The 15209-nt window shown below is 42.4% G+C and carries 14 protein-coding genes and 1 pseudogene; 8 read left to right on the top strand and 7 right to left on the bottom strand.

Translation table 11 applies throughout. The annotated features are described in order from the left end of the window. Positions 1–8: 8 nt before the first annotated feature. Together CEW93_RS06830 and rsmA are read right to left on the bottom strand one after the other, a co-directional pair. Positions 9–851: a symmetrical bis(5'-nucleosyl)-tetraphosphatase gene (locus tag CEW93_RS06830; RefSeq protein ID WP_089539435.1), complete on the bottom strand. Its 843-nt coding sequence runs from the start codon at positions 849–851 to the stop codon at positions 9–11. A 4-nt stretch (positions 852–855) separates the two neighbouring features. Beyond that, positions 856–1704: a 16S rRNA (adenine(1518)-N(6)/adenine(1519)-N(6))-dimethyltransferase RsmA gene (gene rsmA, locus CEW93_RS06825; RefSeq protein ID WP_089539434.1), complete on the bottom strand. Its 849-nt coding sequence runs from the start codon at positions 1702–1704 to the stop codon at positions 856–858. Between the two features lie 190 nt (positions 1705–1894). Between rsmA and CEW93_RS06820 the strand changes: the two genes are divergently transcribed. Further along, on the top strand, positions 1895–2263 hold the full coding sequence (locus CEW93_RS06820) for a septal ring lytic transglycosylase RlpA family protein (protein ID WP_089539433.1): 369 nt from the start codon (positions 1895–1897) through the stop codon (positions 2261–2263). A gap of 35 nt (positions 2264–2298) precedes the next feature. Here the strand turns inward: CEW93_RS06820 and CEW93_RS06815 are convergent, their stop codons facing one another. Further along, positions 2299–4083: a GspE/PulE family protein gene (locus CEW93_RS06815; protein ID WP_089539432.1), complete on the bottom strand. Its 1785-nt coding sequence runs from the start codon at positions 4081–4083 to the stop codon at positions 2299–2301. 73 nt (positions 4084–4156) lie between these two features. Further along, positions 4157–4351 carry a hypothetical protein gene (locus CEW93_RS06810; RefSeq protein ID WP_089539431.1) on the bottom strand — a complete coding sequence of 65 codons (195 nt, stop codon included), beginning with the start codon at positions 4349–4351 and terminating at the stop codon, positions 4157–4159. Between the two features lie 217 nt (positions 4352–4568). On the opposite strand from CEW93_RS06810, the gene alaS reads away from it, so the two are divergent. From alaS to rpmG, 6 genes and pseudogenes are all read left to right on the top strand, one after another. Then, a complete protein-coding gene (gene alaS / locus CEW93_RS06805) occupies positions 4569–7232 on the top strand; it encodes an alanine--tRNA ligase (protein ID WP_089539430.1) in 2664 nt (887 codons plus the stop codon). A 133-nt stretch (positions 7233–7365) separates the two neighbouring features. Then, the gene (locus CEW93_RS06800; protein ID WP_089539429.1) at positions 7366–8652 is read left to right on the top strand and encodes an aspartate kinase; all 1287 of its coding nucleotides are present in this window, start codon (positions 7366–7368) and stop codon (positions 8650–8652) included. Between the two features lie 161 nt (positions 8653–8813). After that, positions 8814–8981, top strand: a pseudogene (gene csrA, locus CEW93_RS06795) (carbon storage regulator CsrA); the annotation flags it as partial. Between the two features lie 86 nt (positions 8982–9067). Continuing rightward, positions 9068–9409 carry a HopJ type III effector protein gene (locus CEW93_RS06790; protein ID WP_089539427.1) on the top strand — a complete coding sequence of 114 codons (342 nt, stop codon included), beginning with the start codon at positions 9068–9070 and terminating at the stop codon, positions 9407–9409. 244 nt (positions 9410–9653) lie between these two features. Next, on the top strand, positions 9654–9890 hold the full coding sequence (gene rpmB, locus CEW93_RS06785) for a 50S ribosomal protein L28 (protein ID WP_036362158.1): 237 nt from the start codon (positions 9654–9656) through the stop codon (positions 9888–9890). Between the two features lie 20 nt (positions 9891–9910). Continuing rightward, positions 9911–10066 carry a 50S ribosomal protein L33 gene (gene rpmG, locus CEW93_RS06780; RefSeq protein WP_003659281.1) on the top strand — a complete coding sequence of 52 codons (156 nt, stop codon included), beginning with the start codon at positions 9911–9913 and terminating at the stop codon, positions 10064–10066. Between the two features lie 123 nt (positions 10067–10189). Here rpmG and CEW93_RS06775 read toward each other — a convergent pair whose 3' ends face one another. The 3 genes from CEW93_RS06775 to CEW93_RS06765 all read right to left on the bottom strand — a co-directional run bounded on the left by CEW93_RS06775 (position 10190) and on the right by CEW93_RS06765 (position 14628). Beyond that, the gene (locus CEW93_RS06775) at positions 10190–12742 is read right to left on the bottom strand and encodes a LysM peptidoglycan-binding domain-containing protein (protein WP_089539426.1); all 2553 of its coding nucleotides are present in this window, start codon (positions 12740–12742) and stop codon (positions 10190–10192) included. 108 nt (positions 12743–12850) lie between these two features. Further along, positions 12851–13384, bottom strand: a complete 534-nt coding sequence (locus CEW93_RS06770; RefSeq protein WP_089539425.1) for a hypothetical protein — start codon at positions 13382–13384, stop codon at positions 12851–12853. 98 nt (positions 13385–13482) lie between these two features. Beyond that, a complete protein-coding gene (locus tag CEW93_RS06765) occupies positions 13483–14628 on the bottom strand; it encodes a CNNM domain-containing protein (protein WP_370511944.1) in 1146 nt (381 codons plus the stop codon). A 226-nt stretch (positions 14629–14854) separates the two neighbouring features. On the opposite strand from CEW93_RS06765, the gene yajC reads away from it, so the two are divergent. Then, positions 14855–15175, top strand: coding sequence for a preprotein translocase subunit YajC (yajC, locus tag CEW93_RS06760; RefSeq protein WP_370511945.1), 321 nt, complete (start codon positions 14855–14857; stop codon positions 15173–15175). The last annotated feature ends 34 nt before the right edge of the window (positions 15176–15209 follow it).

Here is a 15209-nt window from a genome sequence, read left to right as displayed (position 1 = left end):
ATGTTCTCCTAAATTGCCCCCACACTAATCATCGCTCCATCATCAAGCCGATACGCCAACAGTTGTCCACCCCACACACACCCTGCATCCAAAGATTGCACTTTGTCTGTGGCGACTTGGGCCTTTAATCCTGCCCAATGTCCAAAAAGTATTTTGCGTTTACGACTGACTTGCCAAAAAAACCAAGGCTGATAGCCTTTGGGCATCTTGTCATCTAAGGTTTCTTTAAATGAAAATTCAAGCGTGCCATGTTTGTCGCACAATCTCATGCGTGTCAGATAGTTGGCAATCCCCCTTAGGCGAGCATGACCTGTTAGGGTGTCTGACCATGGCTCTATTGCTTTGCTGTACAAATTTGGTAGCAACTCATCAAGCTCATCTAATTTACCAGACAATGCCAGTTGCAACTCTTTGGCATAACTTTTGGCCTGCTTTACTTTCCAATTTGGCGGTATGCCTGCGTGTGTCAGTACCGTTTTATCATCAGGATAAACCAGCAAAGGCTGACAGCGAAGCCAGTTTAGCAGCTCATCACAATCATCAGCATCAAAAATAGGAGCGGTTTTGTCTTTGGGCTTGATGGGCAGCACACCACGCCATGTGGCAATCAGCGTGATGTCATGGTTGCCCAATACAGTCGTTAAAGCCCCTTTATCAGACAAACGTTTGACTTGACGTAATGTGGCAAGCGAATCTTCACCACGAGCCACCACATCACCACACAACCAAATTTTATCTTGGTTATCATCAAAATCCAATGCCACAAGCAGGCGATTAAACGCATCAAAACAGCCTTGCAAATCCCCAATCACATATTGATGGCGATAGATTTTTTGTGTCTTTTTATTCATGTTTTTATTCAATATTATATAACTTTTCAAAAACCACATCAGACAAGCGCACAAAATCCGCCACACTTAATGTCTCTGGACGTGCTGTTGGGCTAATATCCGCTTTGGCAAAGTCATCATCGCTGAGTTTTGGTAGCACACTTGCACTTTTAAAAATGGCTCGCAAGGTTTTACGTCTGTGATTAAATGTCTCACGCACCACTGTTTCAAACAGTTTTTCATCTTGGGCTTGCAATGGCTTTACTGCAAAAGGGGTTAAACGAAACACCGCAGATGTTACCTTAGGTGGCGGATTAAACGCACCATTTGGCACAGTCAGCAGATAGTCCGCCATACAATGATACTGCATGATGACGGATAAACGCCCATAGGCTTTGGTATTTGGTTCGGCGGTGATTCTGTCCACAACTTCTTTTTGGAGCATAAAGTGCATATCAACAATCACATCACTAAATTGCAAAAGACGAAACAAAATCGGCGTGGAGATGTTATAAGGCAAATTTCCCACCACACGAAACGCCCCCTTACCAACACGCTCGGCAAGCTGTCGGTAATCAATATCCATGGCATTGTCATTAATGATGGTAAAATCAGCATGGCTGTTTGCCCCGATATTGATTTTAAGGGCATTTGCCAAATCACGGTCCAACTCAATGACCGTCATGCCGTCTACTTCTGCCAATAAAGGTTCAGTCAATGCCCCTAAACCCGGTCCAATTTCCAATAAATTATCCGTACGAGATAAACGCACACCATCTACGATTTGGCGAATGATGCCCGTATCATGCAAAAAATTTTGTCCAAAGCGTTTTTTGGGAGTGTGATTTAGTTCTTTTGGGGTGCGAATGCTCATAAATTATTCCAAAATATTTTGATGAATTATAACACACTCTGTCAAAATCACCATTTTTTGCTCATATATTTACCACATATATCATGATAATAAGAATGAATAGTAAAAATAACAAAAAATTGCAAATGCTTAACATACGCTTTAGCATTTTTTATTATAATGGTCGTTCATTTTTTATTATTTTAGATTTATGCGTTTAATTACTTCATCTTTGTTGATTGGCACATTATTTGCTAGCCAAGCCCATGCCACTCATGCCAGTTATTATGCAGATAAATTTAACGGTCGCAAAACCGCTACTGGTGAAACCTTTACCAACCAAGGCATGACTTGTGCATCAAATCAATACCCTCTTGGCACTTATGTTCAAGTAACCAATGCTAAAAACGGCAAATCCATCGTTTGCAAAGTAAACGACCGCATTGGCAAAGCAGGTCGTATTGACCTAACCAAAAAAGGTTTTTCTCAGCTTGCTCCCTTATCACAAGGTTTAGTTGATGTTGATGTCAAAAAGGTAGAAAAAGACAAAACCATTCATTTGGCACAAAACGACAACTAATTATCCAAAAACACCCTATTGGGTGTTTTTTATGCTTAATGCAGTGGCACAACTCTAAGCACTTCTTCTAAGGTCGTCATGCCTTCGCTGACACGTTTTGCTCCTTCTATACGAAGTGGCAACACGCCTTCACTGTACATTTGGCGTTTTAAGTCATCCAGATTGGCATCTTTGGCAACCATCTTTTTAAGTTCATGAGACAGTGGCATGATTTCATAAAGTCCAATTCTGCCTTTATAGCCTGTGTTTCTACATTCATCACAGCCAACGGCTTTGTAGATTTTAGACGGCAAAGGAGCATTCCAAGGGGCAACCAATCCATGCCATTCGTCTGCCAATGGTGAGCTTTCAGTTAAAGATTCAGCAACTTTACAATGCGGGCAAAGTGTTCGCACCAATCGCTGAGCCATCACACCCAAAATCGTGGCAGATGTCAAAAAAGGCTGCACGCCTAAATCATGCAAACGAGTAAGTGAGCTTGGTGCGTCATTGGTGTGTAGTGTGGATAACACCAAATGCCCTGTCAAGCTAGCTTGCACCGCCATGTCTGCCGTTTCTGCATCACGAATCTCCCCCACCATGATAATATCAGGGTCTTGGCGCATGAGTGAGCGAATACCGTCTGAAAAATGTAAATCAATGGCGGTATTGATTTGCATTTGGTTAAACGATGGCTCAATCATCTCAATAGGGTCTTCAATGGTGCATACGTTCACTTTATCAGTAGCAAGCTGTTTTAGTGTACTATACAGCGTTGTGGTTTTGCCGCTACCTGTCGGACCTGTAACCAAAATGATGCCATTGGGGTGAGCGGTTAGATTATGCCACACTTCCAACTGTTTGCCTGTCAAACCAAGCTGGGCAAAGCTACGCACCAATACCTCAGGGTCAAACACACGCATGACCAGTTTTTCACCGAAGGCGGTTGGCATGGTGGATAAACGCAGTTCAGTCTCCAAGCCTTTGTGCGTGCGGGTTTTTAGTCGCCCATCTTGGGGTTTACGTTTTTCAGCGACATTTAACCGCCCCAATATCTTAATACGAGCAGTTACCGCCGTCAAAATCGCACTTGGCATCTCATAAACGGTATGAAGCACACCATCAATCCTAAACCTGACCTTACCTATCTCACGGCGTGGCTCTAAATGAATATCACTTGCCCTTTGCTCAAAAGCATACTGTAACAACCAATCCACAACTTTAACGATGTGCTGGTCATTAGCATCAGGTTTGCTATTGTCGCCAAGTTGTAGCAAGGCTTCTACATTGGTTACGTCTGCTGCCGCTCTTTTTTGAGCAAAATCCGCCCCCGCAATGGCACGTGTTACTTGATAAAATTCAGTACGATAGCGATTAATTTGTTCAGGATTGAGATAAACGGTGCTAAATTCTTTGGGTTTAATGATTTGGCGGATATTGTCATACCATTCTGTAAAAAATGGCTGGTCTGTACCAATCACCACCTTATCTTGGCTGACTTCTAGGGGTAAAATATGGTTATTTTTGGCATATTCATAAGACATGATACTGGTGATGGCAGGCACGTCCACCTTTAAGGGGTCAATCCGTACAAATGGCATACCTGCTGTGGCTGACAGCCAAAGATTTAGGCTATCTAGGGTCAGTACTTGTTGGGAATTTGGGTTAATCAGGTGAAAACGAGCCAGTATTTGTATGGGGTGCAATCCACCATCTTTACGACTGGTCATGACTAAATTGTATGATTTTTGGTCAATCATACCTGCTTTTAACAGCTCATCAAGACACCAACGTGTATCCACCAAAAAAGAAAAATCACCATAATGATGAGATTGTTTCATGACATACCTTACAGCCTAAAATAATCTCACCATTTTAGCAAAAATCGCACCAACTTACCCAAAAAGTTTCAAACTATTTACCATCTAAGTTGCTAAGTTTTTTTGTTACCACATAAGCAATTGGCAGGCTTATCAGTGTTCCTAGCCCCACCGCCCCAAACACATACAAAGGCTTGTCATAGTCATTAACAAACAAAATTACCATCAGCACCCCAATCAACACAGTAAAGGCAATGGAAAAAATGGCACTAAATAATGGCATATTCATGGCAAAACTCCTAATGGCTGTGAATATGTGATAGTTATACACCTTTTTTGCAAAAATGTTAATACTTTTTTACAAAAAATCCGTAAATTTTTTAAGGTTTTTGTATTATCCAAAAAAAACCACTCTCTTTTTTTGCAAAATCACTGTTATTTGCTTTAGTTTATGATAAAATGACCGATTTGTTTTTAGACCAAATGCTTTCAAAACAGGACATATCATGACTCACACTCCAACCAAAACCATGCAGCTTAATGACGTACGTCAGGCATTTATTGATTTTTTTAAAAGCAAAAATCACACACACGTCTCATCATCATCACTGATACCACATAACGACCCCACATTGCTTTTTACCAATGCGGGCATGAACCAGTTTAAAGACACCTTTTTGGGACTTGAAAAACGAGACTATGACCGTGCTGTTACTTCACAAAAATGCGTGCGTGCAGGTGGCAAACACAACGACCTTGATAATGTTGGCTATACGGCACGTCATCATACTTTTTTTGAGATGCTTGGTAATTTTAGCTTTGGTGATTATTTTAAACAAGACGCCCTAAAATTTGCGTGGGAGTTTTTGACGGGTGATGACTGGCTTGCCCTACCCAAAGACCGCTTATATGTTACGGTATATCATACCGATGATGAAGCTTATGACATTTGGCACAAAGACATTGGGCTATCACCTGAGCGAATTATCCGCATTGGTGATAAAGGCGGTTTGTATCAGTCAGATAACTTTTGGTCTATGGGTGATACAGGGCCTTGTGGGCCTTGTTCAGAGATTTTTTATGATTACGGTGAGCACGTGGCGGGTGGATTGCCCGGCACGCCTGACGAAGATGGCGACCGCTATGTGGAAGTTTGGAACTGTGTATTTATGCAGTTTAATCGCCAAAAAGACGGTACATTAGAGCCACTACCCAAACCATCAGTAGATACAGGCATGGGCTTAGAGCGTATCAGCTCAGTCATGCAGGGCAAACACGGCAACTATGAAGTTGATTTATTTGTCAATCTGATGGACGCTACCGCCAACATCATTGGCGTACCCAGCACCTATGAACCATCCTTTAAGGTAGTAGCTGACCACATTCGTGCGGTGTCATTTTTAATCGCTGATGGCGTACATCCTAGCAATGAAGGTCGTGGCTATGTACTGCGTCGTATCATCCGCCGTGCCGTACGTCATGGCAACAAACTTGGGGCAACAGGTAATTTCCTTTACAAACTGGTGCCTGCTTTGGTCAAAGAAATGGGTGATGCTTATCCGCAACTTAGCGAAAAACAAGATGAGATTGCCAGCGTTATCCTAAAAGAAGAAGAGCAGTTTGCCAAAACGCTTGCCCAAGGTTTACGCCTGCTATCAGCAGAGTTAGAAAATCTGACAGATGGCGACACTTTGACAGGTGAGACAGTATTTAAACTGTATGATACTTATGGTTTTCCAACCGACTTGACCGCCGATATTGCTCGTGAACGTGGCGTGAGTATTGATGAAGCAGGGTTTGATGTCTGTATGCAAGCTCAGCGTACTCGTGCCAGAGAAGCAGGTAAATTTGATGTGGATTATAGCAATGCCATCAAGGTGGACACGCCCACAGAATTTGTTGGTTATGACTTATTGGATAACCAAAGCCAAATCGTTGGCATTTACCAAAATGGCAAAGCAGTAGAACGCCTTAACGAAGGCGAAGAAGGGGTGGTTGTGCTATCTGCCACGCCATTTTATGCCGAAGGGGGCGGACAAGCGGGCGAAACTGGTGAGATTAGTACGTCCACAGGGGTATTTTTTGTGGAAGATACCAAAAAATCAAGCACAGCCATTATCCACTATGGCACAGTCAAAATGGGACAAATCACCCCAAATCAGCCTGCCAACGCCCAAGTGATTGCCGATATTCGCCGTGCTTCTGCCAAAAATCACTCCGCCACCCACCTATTGCACGCCAGTTTAAGGCAGATACTAGGCACAGGCGTTACCCAAAAAGGCTCGCTGGTATCAGCAGAAGTGTTGCGTTTTGATTTTTCTTATGACAAACCCATCAGTCATGATGAACTGACACAAATTGAACGCATGGTAAACGAACAAATCCAAAAAAACACCCCCGTACAAATTGAATACCTACCCATTGATGAAGCGATTGGCAAAGGGGCGATGGCTTTGTTTGGTGAGAAATACGGTGATGTGGTGCGTGTTTTGACCATGGGAACAAATGCCGATAACTCTACTTTTTCCATTGAGTTGTGCGGTGGTATCCATGTGGCACAAACAGGCGACATTGGGCTGTTTAAAATCGTCTCCGAAAGCGGCATTGCGTCAGGTATTCGCCGTATTGAAGCTTTGACAGGCATGGGAGCGGTGCGTTATGTACAAACAGGTGAGCAAATTTTGGGCGATTTGGCAAACAATTTCAAAGCCAAACGTAATGAAATTAGCGTGCGTATTGGTGCTTTATCCGATAAAAACCGTGAGCTTGAAAAACAGCTAGAACGAGCCGAACAAAAACTTGCCAGTTTGCAAATCGTGTCATTACTAGAACACACCATTGACGTGGGCAATGCCAAATTACTGGTTGCTAAGGCAGACGGTGTGGATGCAAAAGCCATTCGTGGACTGATGGACACCGCCAAATCTCGCCTTGATAATGCCATCATCGTACTGGTAGGCGAAACAGATGATTTGGCACTGTCAGCCAGCGTGGCAAAAAATCTGACCGACAAAGTCAAAGCGGGCGATATTATCCGTCATTTGGCAGGTGAGCTTGGCGGTAAAGGTGGCGGTAAAGCAGACTATGCCCAAGGTGGTGCGCCAAAATCTGCCAATCTTAACAATATTTTGGCGGACTTAACCAAAAAACTCAGTGCAGATTTGACATAAATAGATATATTTAGTATGTTGCTAAATATTCTCTTATTTATAAAATTTTAAAATAAATTTATCAGTTTATTTTAAAAATTAATTCAGTTATAATTTTATTTTTTAACCCCTTTAAATTAAAAAGGCAACGATAATGGCGTTAATCGTACAAAAATATGGTGGTACTTCTATGGGTAACACCAATCGCATTAAAAATGTCGCCCAACGTGTCAAACGTTGGCACGACCACGGTCATCAGGTGGTGGTGGTGGTCTCTGCCATGAGTGGCGAAACCAACCGCTTAATTGACTTGGCTCGCCAAATCAGTAGCGACCCTGACCCCCGTGAATATGACCAGATGGTTGCCACGGGCGAGCAAGTGTCCATCGCTTTACTTGCCATGGCACTTAAAGATTTGGGCGTAGAAGCAAAATCCATGACTGGTCGCCAAGTTGCCATCAAAACTGACAACACGCACACCAAAGCACGCATTGAACACATTGATGCTGAGCACCTAAAACAAGAGTTAGACAGTGGCAAAGTATTGATTGTGGCGGGCTTTCAAGGCGTAAATGAACACAATGATTTGACCACACTTGGTCGTGGCGGTTCGGACACCACAGGTGTTGCCATTGCTGCTGCCATTGGTGCTGATGAATGCCAAATTTATACAGATGTGGACGGCGTTTATACCACTGACCCACGAGTTAGCTCCAAAGCAAAAAAATTATCCAAAATCACTTTTGAAGAAATGCTAGAAATGGCAAGCCTTGGCTCAAAAGTCCTACAAATCCGCTCAGTAGAATTTGCAGGTAAATACAAAGTGCCACTTCGTGTGCTGTCTAGTTTTGATGAAGGCACAGATGGGGCTTTTGATGATGAATTTAAACAAAATGTCGGTACACTAATTACCGTTGATGAAGGAGATGATATGGAACGTGCCGTAATTTCAGGCATTGCCTTTAACCGTGATGAAGCCAAAATTGTCGTACTTGGCGTGCCTGACCGCCCGGGCATTGCTTCTGCCATTCTCAGCCCCATCGGCAAAGCCAATATTGAAGTGGACATGATTATCCAAAACATCTCCGAAAATGGCGTAACCGACTTTACCTTTACTGTGCCACGTGGCGATTTTGATAAAGCCCTAAAAATCCTTAACGAAAAAGTCAAAGATGACATCGGAGCAACCCAAATCATCGGTACAGACGATGTGGTTAAAGTCTCTATCGTGGGTGTCGGCATGCGTTCTCATGCTGGTGTGGCAAGTAAAATGTTTGAAACATTGGCATCACAAAACATCAACTTGCAAATGATTTCCACCTCAGAGATTAAAGTTTCTGTGCTGATTAAAGAAGAACATTTAGAAAAAGCCGTCAAATCACTGCACACTGCCTTTGGGCTTGACCGTGAAGATGGTGAAAGCAAAGTAGCCACTTTATAATCGTCTGTTAAAGCATTTGGCAATGTAACAATAAAATTTACCAATGATGATGATTGCGTAAATTTTTATAAAAATGGCTGACAAGTTACCCAAGAAGTTTTATAATAACCAATTGGGTAACTTTTATTATTTTTATATTGTTGATATAGCAAGGAGCTATTATGTTAATCCTAACTCGCCGTGTTGGTGAAACCTTAATGATTGGTAATGAAGTTAGCGTTACTGTACTTGGCGTTAAAGGCAACCAAGTTCGCCTAGGTGTCAATGCCCCCAAAGACATCGCTGTACACCGAGAAGAAATTTATCAACGCATTCAACACGAACGCTCCATGCAAATGCACATGAGCCACCTAGAACAAGGTAACTTTGCCCCACCATCATTTGATGACGATTACTTTAACCGCTAGGATTTATCATGAACACTGAAGTCTCTAAGCTACTTTATGAGCTAGAATCTGGCGAACTTAGCTTTAAAGATGTGATTGCTCATATAGATGGTCATTATTCATACCATCCCATTGAGTTTTATAATGGCGAAGTGGTCAATCCCGCCGGCACTAATGAAGGCTCTGCCAAAGTGTTTAGCTTTGCCAAGTTGCATGGTTTAAATCAGTTGGATACCCTAAAACTGTTTGGTGAACACTATCAAGCAGTGCTTAATTCTCCCAATGGTACAGACCATGCTAACATTCGTAATTTTATGTACTATGGCTGGCAAGGCATTGGTATGACCATCAATGCCCTAAGCCCACGTTAATTTTTGCCATAAAATTGCCCAAATTTTAAAATTTTGCTTGAAAGATAAGTAAAATTAGCGTATAATTTGGGCTTTGATTTTTCTGCTATCTTTTTATTATCATCGCCTTTATGATAAACAAAAGTGGCATCACTTAAAAGTTTAAATAAGCCACCTAGTCCATACCTAATTTATGGTGATTATTTAAACGGCACAACCGATACCGCTCAATATCCGTGCCATCATTGTAATATAGGAGTTCATCATGTCTCGTGTATGCCAAGTAACTGGAAAGCGTCCGCTTGTAGGCAACAACGTATCCCATGCTAACAACAAGACTCGTCGTCGTTTCTTGCCAAACCTGCACAACCATCGTTTTTGGGTAGAGTCTGAAAACCGTTTTGTGCGTCTTCGTGTGTCTTCAAAAGGTATGCGTATCATTGATAAGCACGGCATTGAAAAAGTGCTTGCTGATTTGCGTGCTCAGGGTCAAAAGATTTAATTTAGCAAAAGGATAGTATCATGAGAGATAAAATTAAACTCGTTTCTACGGCTGGCACTGGGTATTTTTACACCACCACCAAAAACAAACGCACCATGCCTGGCAAAATGGAAATCAAAAAATTTGACCCAAAAATCCGCCAACACGTGCTTTTTAAAGAAGCAAAAATCAAATAACCTGACCGTCATGGCAGTATAAACACATATTGATTTTGTGCAAACCACTCTTTTTAAGGGTGGTTTTTTTGTCCGACTGATTCCCAAAAAAATACGCCCCAATAGGAGCGTATTCAAAACTGGCTAATTGGCAGGAACTGTGATTTTTTGCCCAATTTTTAGGGTAGTGGTTGGCTCAATCTGATTCATCTTGGCAAGCTCTGCCACACTAATGCCGTGCTTTTTTGCAATAGATGTCAGACTTTCGCCAGATTTTACCACATGAGTGTCCGTCAGTTTTGGCAGTTTAATGACCTGACCTCTTTTTAGCTGAGCATTGGTGGCTAGGCTGTTTGTCGCCGCCAAATCATTGACCGACACACCATGTTTTTTTGCCAAGCCAATCAAAGTATCACCTGATTGTACTGTATAGTTTTCAGTGGATTTAAATACCTTGCCCTGAGCAACATCTGGTTTTGGGTCATCTTTTTTAACAGGCGTTGTTTGCGTGGGTGTTTTTTGCACATTTTTGGGTTCGGCTTTTTTAGGTTCGGTCTTCGTGCCTTTGGTGGGGATGATGAGTGTTTTACCACGCACCAATCCTGCATCAGAAGACATATTATTTGCAGCCGCCAACGCTTCAATACTGACATTATATTTTGCTGCCACACTGGTCAAACTATCACCTGATGCAATGGTATATTTTACCGTGCTTTCTGTTTTGGGCTGTTGTGGTGCTGTGGTTTTTGGCGTGTTGGTAGCCACAGGCTTAATGCTGGCAGGGACTTTAAGTTTTTGGTCAATCAGCACACCATCTGTTACAGACAACCCATTTAAGGCAGCGACATCTTGAACGGTGGTATTGTATTTACGAGCAATTGATGTCAAGCTCTCACCTGCTTGCACAGTATGAGTGGTGGTCTTGGCGATAGGAGCGGTGTTGCTTGATGTAACCGTACTAACCTTGCCAGGAACAAGCCACAACCTTTGACCATTAATCACTTGTGCGTTGGTAGAAATGCCATTATAGCTGGCAAGCTGACCGACCGTTAAACCATGTTTATTGGCGATACCTATCAATGTATCGCCTGCCACCACTTTATAACGCTCCACTTTGGCAGGAGCTGGTGTGGGCTTGGGCTTAGTTTGAGTAGTGGCAGGAATGGTAGTATTTGATGGTGGGGGCGGGGGCGATTGAACGGTGGAGACTTGTGTGTTAGATGGCTTATCAGACGGCTGTGTTTTGGGTGCAACATCAGATGCGGTGGCGGTACTGGGTGCATTAAAGCTAAGACTTTTTGTTTCGCCACGAGCTTCTAGTACTGATTGACCCGTTTGCAAAGCAGTCAGCTCAATATTACCATCATCTGATATGGGCTGTACATTATCGGCAGTATGGGCTTGAATTTGGGCTGCGATAAAATCACGCTCTTCACTGGTAAGTGCTGGCTCTTGAACGATGGTATTTTTTGCAGTTACCTGAGCACTGGTTGTCGGCAAAGCATTGACCGATGCTAACGCTCTGGCGGAATTGATGTTTTGAATGGCAGTATTTTTTGGAGCGACATATTGACTTGCCACATAAGCCGATGCTCCATAACCATAACCTTTTAAGTCAGTTATTTTCCTATCAACACTGATAGGCAAACTGTTTGGGATGACCACCCTACCTGGCCCTGCACTATCCACATTAAAGCTAATCAAAGCAGGGTTTAACAGTCGAAGTTCGTCTAATGGCACGCCAGTGGTTTGGGAAATGTCATAAAGACTGACCCCAAAATTGGTTGGTACTGTTCTAAAATGCGTGTGGTTAGCAATCGCTGGTAAGGACACGCCATAACTTTCTGGGGATTTGACAATTTGAGCAACCGCCATAAAACGCGGCACATAATTCATGGTCTCTGTTGGCAAACGCAACGACCAATAATCGGTTGGCAAACCTGCATTACGGTTTGCACTGATGGCACGAGAAACTCTTCCTGGTCCTGCATTATAAGCTGCCAATGCCAGCTCCCATGAGCCAAACTGATTATACAAACTGGTTAAAAAATCATAAGCAGCACGAGTGGATTCAATAATATCGCGACGACCATCATAGGTGGTGCTTTGGTTTAAGCCATAAATTCGCCCTGTACTTGGAATAAACTGCCAAAGTCCTGCGGCGGCGGCATTAGATGTGGCAGATGGGTCGTATGAGCTTTCAATGATGGGCAACAAGGCAAGTTCGGTAGGAATGCCACGTCTTTCTGCTTCGGTAACTGTATAATATAGATAGCGAGATGTGCGGGCAGTCAGACGATTAAGATAATCTTGGCGACTATAAAACCATGATTTTTGGGCTTCTACACGCCTATTTTGTACATGATTCATGCGATAACCAAGACGCACCCTGTCCCACAAATTGCCATAACGCTGTACCGTTAAGCGGTCTCCTTCCACCATACTCATGTCAGTAGCAAATAGCAAATCTTCAAGTTCATCAAGCGTGGCTTGGTCCAACACCCCTGTAAAATCATCTTGGCTCGGAACAATATCAGGCGTAACAGGCACATCTGTTTTAGTAGGAATAGCCACCGTATTTGTATTGGCAGTCATGTGAGATGGCGTGCTAGCACAAGCAAATAGCAAGCAAGAAGACACCGAAACCGCCAAAGGCTTTAAAATACCACACTGATTATCTTTGCTACTTAATTTCATAACTATCCTATGATAAAAAAGACTTCACCATTATAATATAGCAAAACAATTATATCAAAGGATAAAGTGTATCAATAGCAATTATTTTGTATGGTTATTATCCAAAAATCACTCTACCGTAACTTGAGATACTGCTCTTAATAACACCGCATTTTTACCAGAATCCTGCAAAGTAGCTCGTGATACGGTTGTAATGGTGGTTTTTTTATCATTTTTAACCCAGCTTTCGGTGATTTTAACCTGAGCTTTGGCTTGATTGCCACTAACAACCACATCACTGATGGCAATGTCATAACGATAATCCTTTGAACCTGCCCATGATTTTTGTAGGAGTTGCAAATAGCCATTTTTGTTCAATGTGGCGGTATTGCCTTGTCGGGTCAAAGAAATTACCGCTTCATCATCAATCAGCACGGATAACTGTCCAATATTTTGGGCATTGGCAGATGTTTTCATTGCATTAGCAAAAGATTGTACAGCACTTTCACTCATGGCGTACGCTGGGGCTGTTGCCATCACGCCTGACAGACCCATCACACCAACGGCACGAGCAACTTTGGGGTTTTTAAGCCATTGTTTTGCACCATAATACACACCAATGATGGCTAAGGTGGCACTAAATAAAGCGGTGGATTTTTTCATAAATATTCATCATTAACTTAGATAATCATTAAGATAACAGTCAAGCCATAAAGAATGATGACGGTTTTGTAATATTTTGTTGCAATTTTAGTGCCAAATCAAGATGATGTCTCATCATGTTCATCGTGCTCAATCTTTGCCCCAAGTCGTGCCATGCGTCTGTCCATCAACTGACGAGCCAACGCTTGCATATCGTCCACACGGTCAATCTCATCAACAATTTCAAGACCAAGCAAAGTTTCAAGCACATCTTCTAAGCTGACAATCCCTTTGACTTCACCAAATTCTCCGACCGCCAAAGCGATATGCACACGCTCTTTGAGCATCAAATCTAGCAAATCAAACAGCTTCATCTTAGCAAACACAAAAGTCATCTCACGGCGAAACTGCTTGATGGGCGTATGAATCTCTTGGTTGGCCTTGGCGATAAGCAGGTCGGATTTTAAGACAAAACCTGTGGTATTATCCAAATCATCATAAAAAATAGGAAAACGAGAAAAGGGCAATTTAGGGTAAGTGGCAAACACATCACCCACCGTCATGGTATCTTCAAATGCCATAACCACCGAACGGGGCGTTACGATGTCTTCTACATTCATCATACTAAGAGCAAGTGAGTTTTTAATAATACGAGTTTCAAGTTCACTCATCTGCCCTGAATTTTGTCCTTGGTTGGCAAGGGCGATAAACTCATGACGGTTAAAATCACTGCCTGTATTGCCCCGTGTGAGCAGTTTGGTGATTTTTTCAGTAACCCAAATGACAGGCAAAAGTAGCACGCTAATCCCTTTGACATAGTACGCCACAGGCACAGCAAAGGTACGCCAATAGGTCGCCCCCAGTGTCTTAGGAATAATCTCTGACCCAATCAAAATCGCCATGGTCATAGCTGCTGAAAATACCCCAAACCACGCATTGCCAAACACAATGGTTGCCTGAGCCCCCGCCCCAAGTGAGCCGAGCGTATTGGCAATGGTATTTAAGGTTAAAATCGCTGAGATGGATTTGCCAATATTATCTACTTTAACATCTTGGAGCAATTTGGCAGTTTTGGGGTTGTCATCACTTAGACTGTCTGCATAACTTGGACTCATGGTCAGCAGTGTGGCTTCTGAGATAGAACAAATAAACGACACCAAGATTGAAAAACTGACATAAAAGACAAGTAAAGCGATGTTGGTATTGGTAGCCACAGTAGGCTGAGCATATGCTGATAGGGGCAAAAACAAAAGAACGAAAAGCAAAAGTCTCTGTCGGGGCATGGGTCAATGACATAAAATAAAAGCCCCTATGTTAAGATAAAATCATCACAACTGCAAGGGGCAAATACCAAAATGATAAAAATTTATCCCAAAATTGTCATTTATCACCATAAAACCACCTGCCACCATTTAAAAATCAAACTTGCGCCCCAAAATTGTGATTTTATGCTATCATATTATGTTATTTTTATTCATTGATTAGGAGAACATTGTGTTACTTTCTATATTAGCAACGGCCACCCCTGCTCAACCAAATGCGTTTTTACAATTTTTGCCAATGGTGGCAATTTTTGCGATTTTCTATTTTTTATTAATTCGCCCACAATCCAAACGTGCCAAAGAGCATAAAGCCATGGTAGAAGCCTTAAAAGTTGGCACAGAAGTGATTTTTGCAGGCGGTCTGATGGGTAAAATAAAAAAAATTGAAGGCGAATACGCCATTGTCTCTCTAAATAACCAAACCGAAGTCAAAATCCAACGTGCCAGCGTCATTAGTGTGTTGCCCACAGGGACGATTGATGCCATCTAAATGCTTTTAAAAATCTTTGAAAATCTACAACAAT

The organism is Moraxella sp. VT-16-12 (genome assembly GCF_002224245.2).
GTDB lineage: Bacteria > Pseudomonadota > Gammaproteobacteria > Pseudomonadales > Moraxellaceae > Moraxella.
Note: the sequence above shows the minus strand (reverse complement) of the source record. Positions and strands in the feature narration are given on the sequence as shown.

Bases quoted from the DNA above. Each gene is read 5' to 3' on its own strand.
- alaS (WP_089539430.1), top strand. From the start codon at position 4,569: ATGACTCACACTCCAACCAAAACCATGCAGCTTAATGACGTACGTCAG.
- CEW93_RS06770 (WP_089539425.1), bottom strand. From the start codon at position 13,384: ATGAAAAAATCCACCGCTTTATTTAGTGCCACCTTAGCCATCATTGGT.
- rpmB (WP_036362158.1), top strand. From the start codon at position 9,654: ATGTCTCGTGTATGCCAAGTAACTGGAAAGCGTCCGCTTGTAGGCAAC.
- CEW93_RS06820 (WP_089539433.1), top strand. From the start codon at position 1,895: ATGCGTTTAATTACTTCATCTTTGTTGATTGGCACATTATTTGCTAGC.
- rpmG (WP_003659281.1), top strand. From the start codon at position 9,911: ATGAGAGATAAAATTAAACTCGTTTCTACGGCTGGCACTGGGTATTTT.
- CEW93_RS06830 (WP_089539435.1), bottom strand. From the start codon at position 851: ATGAATAAAAAGACACAAAAAATCTATCGCCATCAATATGTGATTGGG.
- CEW93_RS06810 (WP_089539431.1), bottom strand. From the start codon at position 4,351: ATGAATATGCCATTATTTAGTGCCATTTTTTCCATTGCCTTTACTGTG.
- CEW93_RS06790 (WP_089539427.1), top strand. From the start codon at position 9,068: ATGAACACTGAAGTCTCTAAGCTACTTTATGAGCTAGAATCTGGCGAA.
- rsmA (WP_089539434.1), bottom strand. From the start codon at position 1,704: ATGAGCATTCGCACCCCAAAAGAACTAAATCACACTCCCAAAAAACGC.
- CEW93_RS06800 (WP_089539429.1), top strand. From the start codon at position 7,366: ATGGCGTTAATCGTACAAAAATATGGTGGTACTTCTATGGGTAACACC.
- CEW93_RS06775 (WP_089539426.1), bottom strand. From the start codon at position 12,742: ATGAAATTAAGTAGCAAAGATAATCAGTGTGGTATTTTAAAGCCTTTG.
- CEW93_RS06815 (WP_089539432.1), bottom strand. From the start codon at position 4,083: ATGAAACAATCTCATCATTATGGTGATTTTTCTTTTTTGGTGGATACA.